This window comes from Amphritea sp. (assembly GCF_050300915.1).
Taxonomy (GTDB): domain Bacteria; phylum Pseudomonadota; class Gammaproteobacteria; order Pseudomonadales; family Balneatricaceae; genus Amphritea.
On record NZ_JBNKYN010000124.1, the window covers coordinates 1 to 8,080 of the forward strand.

At 50.8% G+C, this 8,080-nt stretch carries 8 protein-coding genes; 4 read left to right on the top strand and 4 right to left on the bottom strand.

Annotation, left to right across the window (positions count from 1 at the left end; genetic code table 11):
* The coding region (locus ACQY8X_RS20225) for a GNAT family N-acetyltransferase (protein WP_428036936.1) at positions 1-1,579 on the bottom strand (1,579 nt) is incomplete at its 3' end.
* Between the two features lie 141 nt (positions 1,580-1,720).
* Between ACQY8X_RS20225 and ACQY8X_RS20230 the strand changes: the two genes are divergently transcribed.
* Positions 1,721-3,142 carry an FGGY family carbohydrate kinase gene (locus tag ACQY8X_RS20230; protein WP_428036937.1) on the top strand — a complete coding sequence of 474 codons (1,422 nt, stop codon included), beginning with the start codon at positions 1,721-1,723 and terminating at the stop codon, positions 3,140-3,142.
* A 98-nt stretch (positions 3,143-3,240) separates the two neighbouring features.
* On the opposite strand, the gene ACQY8X_RS20235 is transcribed toward ACQY8X_RS20230, so the two are convergent.
* Positions 3,241-4,203, bottom strand: a complete 963-nt coding sequence (locus tag ACQY8X_RS20235) for a GGDEF domain-containing protein (protein WP_428036938.1) — start codon at positions 4,201-4,203, stop codon at positions 3,241-3,243.
* A gap of 69 nt (positions 4,204-4,272) precedes the next feature.
* The gene (locus ACQY8X_RS20240) at positions 4,273-4,878 is read right to left on the bottom strand and encodes a DUF924 family protein (protein ID WP_428036939.1); all 606 of its coding nucleotides are present in this window, start codon (positions 4,876-4,878) and stop codon (positions 4,273-4,275) included.
* Positions 4,879-5,087: 209 nt separating this feature from the next.
* Between ACQY8X_RS20240 and ACQY8X_RS20245 the strand changes: the two genes are divergently transcribed.
* Both ACQY8X_RS20245 and ACQY8X_RS20250 read left to right on the top strand, forming a co-directional pair.
* Positions 5,088-5,888, top strand: coding sequence for a hypothetical protein (locus tag ACQY8X_RS20245; protein WP_428036940.1), 801 nt, complete (start codon positions 5,088-5,090; stop codon positions 5,886-5,888).
* Between the two features lie 15 nt (positions 5,889-5,903).
* Positions 5,904-6,521, top strand: a complete 618-nt coding sequence (locus tag ACQY8X_RS20250; RefSeq protein WP_428036941.1) for a glutathione S-transferase N-terminal domain-containing protein — start codon at positions 5,904-5,906, stop codon at positions 6,519-6,521.
* 27 nt (positions 6,522-6,548) lie between these two features.
* On the opposite strand, the gene ACQY8X_RS20255 is transcribed toward ACQY8X_RS20250, so the two are convergent.
* A complete protein-coding gene (locus ACQY8X_RS20255; protein ID WP_428036942.1) occupies positions 6,549-7,391 on the bottom strand; it encodes a hypothetical protein in 843 nt (280 codons plus the stop codon).
* Between the two features lie 352 nt (positions 7,392-7,743).
* Here ACQY8X_RS20255 and hpf point away from each other — a divergent pair.
* On the top strand, positions 7,744-8,080 hold a 337-nt coding region (gene hpf, locus ACQY8X_RS20260; protein WP_428036943.1), incomplete at its 3' end, for a ribosome hibernation-promoting factor, HPF/YfiA family.

The following is an 8,080-nucleotide window of genomic DNA, read 5'->3' on the forward strand; positions in this document are numbered from 1 at the left end:
GGCACTCTGCCGCTTCCGGGATATGACAATGGGCCAGCAGAGTCTGAGGAATCAACTGACCTTTCGGCCGCCGGGTGCCATCCATTATCGCATCGGCCAGATCTCTGTTAATCGGTCCCTCATACGCCAGCAGGGCTGTCGCCACCAACTGCGTAGCGCCCTCCTGGCCGATAAACCCGGCCCACACCTCAATATTGGGGCTGTCCAGAAGAATACGCAGATCCCCCGGCGTTGTCCGGTAATGAGCAAGAATCAGAAGGCCAAATAGTTGTTTCAGCATACCCGTGTCAGCTACCAGTTGATCACGATCCAGCTTTTGATAAGTTACCTGCAGAGATTCATGCCGCTCCGTCCCCAGATCCGCTGGTTCAGCATCAAGCAATAAAGCCCGGTAGCTAAAACGCTCCAAAGGATCACCCTCAGCCCAGCGCACCGGTTGCTGCATACGCAACAGCTGTCGCTGAGGCACCTGACGGTCAAGATAGGGCATAAAACGTACGGCAAACCCCTGTCCGGTTCCTTCATAGCCATGCAGTGTAGAGGCAAAGATCACCCGCGGATAATCCAGCAAACTTAACAATACCGGCGCCGGTATCGCTGCAGCTTCATCAACAAGTAACAGATCAGCTTCAGGCCGCTGCTGTAACAGCTGATCCGGCAGCATAAAGCGCAACCGACAGTGCCCCAGCAGCCAATGATCCCTGGCACACAGCAGCCGGTCTGAGGGCAGTAAGGATTCCAGCATTGAGATAACCGCCTGCACAGCTCCCCGGGAAGGCGCTGTAAGGATAATCTCAATCTTGCCGCGATAACGCTCACTGGGTTTTCCTGCTCTCTCCTGCAGCGGCAAACCACTCTTCATCAACTGCCCAGCCAGAATGCCCAGCGCGGCACTTTTGCCCCGCCCCCGGTCAGCGGTAAGCACCCGAACCACCCGCGGTTGCTGCATGCTATCAAGACAGTGGTTAACCACCTGTTGCTGATCTGCTGTTCTGAAAGGTAGCGCAAGCGTAGCAAGCTCTGCCTTATCATGGGAATCCTGAAACTGATGAGCAAACTCTGAAAGGTCTGGACAGGGTTGATTCTCAGCAAAGTGGAGCAGATCACCATCAGTAGCAATAATGCGCTGCAGGTGGCGAATAAAGCGTCGGCCAACATCCTCAGTATGAAAAGGCTCTACAGCAATATACGCATACTCAGGGTCATTAAACGCCTGCCACGCAGATAGCGGAGGCGTAACCAGGACAAACAGACCTCCGGCGACCAGGGTTCCGACAACCTGACCAAAACCATTCGGATTAAAGCCACTCCAGCAATCAAAGACGATAGAATCACTTTCCTGACCCAGCAGTTGATGAGTCTGTTTAGCGCTCACCGGCTTGACTGACATCGGCGGCTTAAGCCCAACACTCGCCTCACCAATCCAGAATACCCGTGCTTGCAGATCAACCAGACTGGCAATTTGTTGCTGACACCACTCCCGCTCACCACTGAGCACCACCAGTTGGCGGTGCCCCCGATGGTGAGCAATACGCAACAAAGTCTCAATAATTTCACTAACCCGGTGTATGCTGCTCACTGTTCTGCCTTAAATTTCATCAGGATTGAATTTTACACGCTACCTGTGTCAGGGTATAAGGAAATAGGGATAAAACTGTATGGAGGCGAGATCAGCATAATGATAAGCGAAGACTGGCCATTAAAGGCGCGGGGATAACCGGTGCGCTCAGACTTATGCCTTGTAATCGATCAGGGCAGCAATAGCAGCCAGGCAATGGTTTTTGACCGTTTCGGCAACTGCCTGAGTCGGGGAAAAGTGCAGGTAAAAACGCAGTACACCCCGCCCAATCGCGTTGAACAACGGCCTCAGGATGTACTCATTTCGTTGAAACGGGCTGCGCTCGAAGCGATTAGCAACCTGAAACGTGAAGACCGCTCGAACCTGAGAACCGCCGCCCTGATTACACAGCGTTCCAGTGTACTCTGCTGGGATGCGGATAACGGCCAGCCACTGACGCCATTGATCAGCGGGCAGGACCGGCGGGGCTTTCATTACATCGATGAACTGATGCCCCTGGCAAGCATGATTCGCCAACTGACCGGACTCTACCCCAATGCCCACCTGCCTGCGTCGAAATTACGCTGGTGTATGGAACATATGGCGTTTAATACCGCTAAACACCGGGTTCGCGGTGGTCCTATCGCGGCCTGGCTAATCAAGCAGTTGCTCGATGAACAACCTAATCTGATCGATGGCGTAACAGCTGCCAGAACCCTGCTCTACTCCATCAAAGACCGGGACTGGCACCCAGAACTACTGGATCTGTTTCAGTTGCCAGACTCTCTGCTGCCGAAAGTCCGGCCCAGTAAATTCAATTTTGGCACCCTGAAACTACCAGGCTTTAAGCTGCCCCTGAACTTCGTTAGCGGTGACCAGGCCAGCGCATTATTTGCATTTGGCGAGCCCTCCCAGGATAACCTGTTTATCAACCTGGGAAACGGTGGCTTTATGAACCGGGTGCTGACTGAGCGGGGACTGCACCCGCAGGAGCGGATTCTGCATCAACTGATTCTTTCAGCAAAACAACCGCTTTACAGTGCTGAAGCCACAATTAACGGTGTCGAAAACGCACTGGAGTGGGGCTTTGATATCTGTCGGCCAGAAACACGTAATATCGATCATTGGGCAGATCAACATACTGACCCACCACTGTTTATGAATATGGTCGGTGGCGTCGGTTCACCCTACTGGCAACCGCTGGATCGTTCCTGCTGGATAAACGACTCTGATGACCCCAAAGCCCGAATGGTCGCCGTCATGGAGAGTATTATTTTTCTGATCTGTCGTAATATCAAAGCGATGTCTTCACTGCCGCCAGCCAGGCAGATCATCATTGCCGGGGGGATAAACCGCTTCAATTCACTTTGCCAGGGCCTGGCGGATCTGAGCGGTTTGCCAGTACTGCGTTATGCGCAAAGCGACATTACCGCTCTCGGCGCCGCCTGGCAGACACTCCCCAACAGTGTGCGTAACATGCTGCCGGAAACAACCTTTACTCCTGAGGCCAATCCCTCACTGGCAGAACGCTATCAGGCATGGCTGGTAGCGTTTAATAATCACCTCAGTTCACTGAGCGGCTAAAGGCTGCCAGCAGGGTTGACATATCTCTGCCACTTAGCGACCAGGGCAGATCTCTGCGGCAAAAAAAGCCTGCAAATTGCAGGCTTAATCAAAAGACACTAATTACTAAAGGTTACCGGAATATCACGGGGGTCCTCTGTTCTGGCTCTGACCAGCCCCCCTCCGTTTTGCTGCGCCTCGCTCAGTGCTGCCTCAGTTTGCTGCAGAATATTTTCTGCGGTCAGCAGCGCCGAGGGCTGCAAAGTACTGGTACCAATGCTAACACTCAACGGGTGCCCGGCGACCTCGATATCATGCAGATCACGGCAGAGCCGATCCGCTAACACCGGTGACTGCTCATTGGTGGCTGGCAATACCATCGCAAAGCGTGAACCACTTACCCGGGCAGCCATATCCCCCGGACGGGAAATAGCACCTTTGAGTACCTCAGCAACCAGACCGACCTGCTGATCCACAAAATTGTCCGGTAACTGCTCTGCATCAACCTTATCAATTTCAATCAACATCAGTGTCAGGGGACTAAACTCGCGGACTGCCCGGCGACATTCAGTCGACAACACCTGATTGAAGTGCCGCCCGTTGGCCAGCCCGGTTAGCTCATCCGTTACGGTCACCGAAGCAAGTTTTTCCTGGCTCTGTTGCAGCTCCAGCTCTTTATATTCAAGCACTTTATGCAGCTGCCGGGCACGCACCGCCATACCAACGCCCATGCCGAGCATCACAAAAGTCAAACCGCCTCCCATCAACGCGATAAACAGCGGTAGATAGGTATGATGACTGGCAACAATAGGATCCGCCAGCCGGTAAAACTCCTGCTCGGTCAGCTCCTTCTGTGGGCCATACACAGCCCAGAGGGTATCAATATCTTTAGCCTTGCCGGCCATTTCATAGTCGACATTATCAACTCTGTGCTCAATCGCCAGTCGGATAGCCTGAACAGCAACCCGCTCTTCATAGGAACGGATGCCGATAAATAGGGCTGCAAAAACCAAAATTGAAATCACCAGAGTGACAATGGTCTGAATCCGTCCGCGGATTACAGTCTGTCTGGTATCTATCACCTTCACATTCCTTTAATGACACCCATGTTTCTGTTTAGTAAATACTTTTTTGTTAATTGATGCAAATATCTACTGCCCATAACGTTTATGAGGCTGGTTCAGATACGCTAACTCTTCCGGGGTCGATGAGCGTCCAAGAATCTTATTACGATAGGGAAACCGGCCGAAGCGAACAATCAGATTACGGTGCTCATGGGCAAAATCCAGTGCATTATCGATATGGTGCCTGAGTTCCCGGGGTGTGGCACACAGCATCCCCTCTATCTGAGCGATGCAGAGATTTTGTGCGCGAAGATCTTCAGCGTGCTCCAGAGGCATATAAAAAAACAACTTTTCGCTCCCCTCCAAAGCGGTATCATGGCCAATCTCAATACCTTCCCGACACAGTTGTTCTGCCCGGACATCGCCAGAAAACGCATCCGCTGACCCCCGGTAAATACTCCGGGTGAACTGATCAAGCAGGATAATCAGCGCCAGCCGCCCACGCGGCTGGCCAGCCCAGTCATCTAACTGCCCCCACAGTGCCTGTCGCACCTGATGACCAAACAGCTCCCCGAGTTGTCGATCCATCGCCTCATCACCAAACCACCAAAGGGATTTCCGGTTAGTTACCGGAAAACCCTGTTTCAGCGTTCCAAACCAAAACTGCAGGATCTCTTCAATCTGCTCAGTCATAAACAAACTCCGTTAAGTACTGCAAACACACCCCATTATAGAAGAGAAGCGCCCGCTACGCTGAGTGGTTATGTGGTTATATCCTCTGCTGCTAATACACAATTTAACTTTTATATGGCAACAATCTGATTTAGTCTGAACCTTATGAAAATAAACCACTCTTTGTTAATAACGGCAAACGTCTGGCCATACTTTCAAACGGGGGAAAAATGCGGAACTTTCTGATTTTAGTCATACTGGCTGCTGCCGGTGTTGCGGGTTATCTCTATCTTAACCGGGCTCAGCCAGAGCAAACGCAGGATTCCCCGGTAGTTAAACAGGATGAGCTGTCAAAAATGGCAGCCCAGCGGCAGATTGATACGGCACAAGCGCAGCGCCATATCGATAATTTAACCGCAGCACCGGAACAGGCCATCGAGATAGGTAAGGCCAACAACTTCGTCACTCAGGAGCAGTTGCTCAAACTCCCGACGGATCTGGCGACCGCAATAGCAGCAACCGAAGCGGTAAACGATAGTAATGGCAATGCTATCACCTACGGCATTAATCTGGAAAAGATAGGCGACTCTGTTCATCCACAGCACAAGGCGGTACCTGCCAGCCAGCTACCGATGGCCGATCAGGTCAGACTGAAAGAACTGCTCAATAACCCTGACAATCCCGCTGGTACCCTATTCTACATTCATGGCGTGAGTGACTCTGACACACAGGGTCTGTGGGGAATTATTCAGAGCGGTCTGATCGATACGTTTGCCAAGGGTATACAGCTGAAAACCCAACTGATCAGTGCAGATATCCCGCAGCAGGCCGATGAGCGACTACCCAATAGCACCAGCTCATTTCTGGGGGCAATTCTGGATAAAAAAGTGAAAGATACCTACGTATACAACTACCATAAAGGGCTTCTCGGACAAAACCCCGATATGATTACCCCGGGACAAGAGCTTATTGTTGTCACGTTTAATCCGGATGAACTGATAGCGATCTATAATCACTTCGCCCATCAATAATGACAGGAGTCGTACATGATCGATCTGTATACATGGGGAACACCCAACGGCCGCAAAGTATCCATTATGCTCGAAGCAACGGCTCTTCCATACAGGGTGCATCCGATAAACATCCAGGCAGGGGATCAGTTTAAACCGGACTTCCTGGCTATTAGCCCCAACAATAGAATTCCAGCCATTACCGATGATGAAGGCCCTGACGACCAAACGATCCAGCTATTCGAAAGTGGTGCAATTCTGCTCTACCTGGCGGAAAAAACCGGGAATTTTATCCCGACAGACCCGATAAAGAGACTGGAGTGTCTGCAATGGCTAATGTGGCAGATGGGTGGTTTTGGCCCCATGCTCGGTCAGGCACATCATTTCAACCGTTTTGCTGATGAAAACATCCCCTATGCTATTAATCGCTATAGCAAAGAGAGCCAACGTCTCTGGGGTGTTCTGAACAAACAGCTTGATGGGCATGCCTTTATTGTTGCTGCCGATCTCAGTATTGCCGACTTTGCCATCTATCCCTGGGCCTGTCGTTATGAGTGGCAAGGCATCGAACTGGAAATGTTTCCCCATGTAAAAGACTGGATGGAGCGGATGGCGAACATTGAGTTTGTTCAACGAGGGATGGCTGTACCTTAGGGAATATCGCCCTGAGCACCACTCAACTCAGCACTCCAGACCAAAGCGCCTCAAGTGACGGGGAAGCACCTCGTCCAGATCTTTCAAGTCGCCCTCCTGCAGCTCTATAACATCAAGACTATTCGCCTCATAAAGCGTTTTCTTATGCATCTTGCTGGCCAGGTAGGAAGGGTCGTTCTCACTCCCCCAAAACTCAATAAAGAGATGAATCTGTGGCAGATAAAAATCGGCCTGGGCGGAGTCATTCACCGGTAAACTTCTGTCGCAGGCGTGGATAATACCCGCAAGGTACAACCAGTTGTCGATCTTCACCTCTGCCTCTGAGCGCAGCAGATGACCATCCATGGCACGACAGCCACTGCGGTGCTCCACCTCTGCAAGGTGCAGATTAAACTGTTTCAGGGTGCGTTTGAACAGAAGGTTGTCGGTCAATGTTTTTGGCCATGACACATAGGGAATAGCGGTATGAGAATCCTCTTTCTGAATGCCGCCCTGAGAAACACCGGCCTCCGTCAGCCGCCACCCTTTTAACCAGGGTTTTATCCAGCCCAGTTCTGCCAGCAGTTGATTGATTCGGGGGGCCGCAAGTCCGGTTTTTAAACCAAGCCCTTTAGCACCCGTGTACCGGTCTTCGGCATTCGTCAGAGCTCGGTGCTCTGCAACACTCTCTGGCCAGACAATATAACGCCCATAACGATCACTATCCCGATAACTCCCCTGCTCGAACTCGCCTTTACCGGTAAGAAACCACTGATCCTGTTCGCGACGAATCCAGCCCAGCGCTTCCAGCTCGGTAAACATCTGCCGACTGCTCTTTCCCAGCTTTTTAGCCAGCACCGAAGTCGATATCTTGTTACTCTCATGAGTCATTGCCACTGTTCCACTTAAACATTGCTCTGCTTACTCGTGTTTCACTGAATAGGCCCTGCCACCTCTCAGCGATACTGTGATAATTATCGCCAGGGGTCAAAGGATATTCGCTGCTATCCCGCAGTAAAAAGATTTATCAATCCATTCATGAAACGATCATCCAGACTCAGGAACTAATCGTCACACAGGGATACTAACTCTCTGAAGATAAGCCATTTATACACGTCTGAACAGGCCATAATCCACTCACACAAAATGGTTATTTTTTTATGACAAAATCGCTTGCAATATAATCTGAAAAGAGCATTCTGTAAGTGTGACATCAAGTATAGTTTGCAGTAAGGGTTACATCATGAATATCAATATCACAAATAGAAATGACAAAGTTTCTCCTGCATTACGAGAAAAAATTGAAGCCTGGTTAGAGGAGAGTCAAAGACGCTACAATGTTATCACCAGCGCCCAGGTCACTATCGAAAAGAGTAATGGTAAAGAAGAGGTTGTTGAGGCCACCGTACACGCTACTGGCAAAGACCTGTTTGCAAAAGCCAGTGATGAAAACCTGTTTGCTGCACTGGACTCTCTGGCCCACAAAATAGATAAGCAGCTGGCAAAAATACGTGATATTCAAACCAACAAAAAAGGTGCAGGCGTTCCGGTGATGGCTGAACCTGAAGAAGAGATTGCCG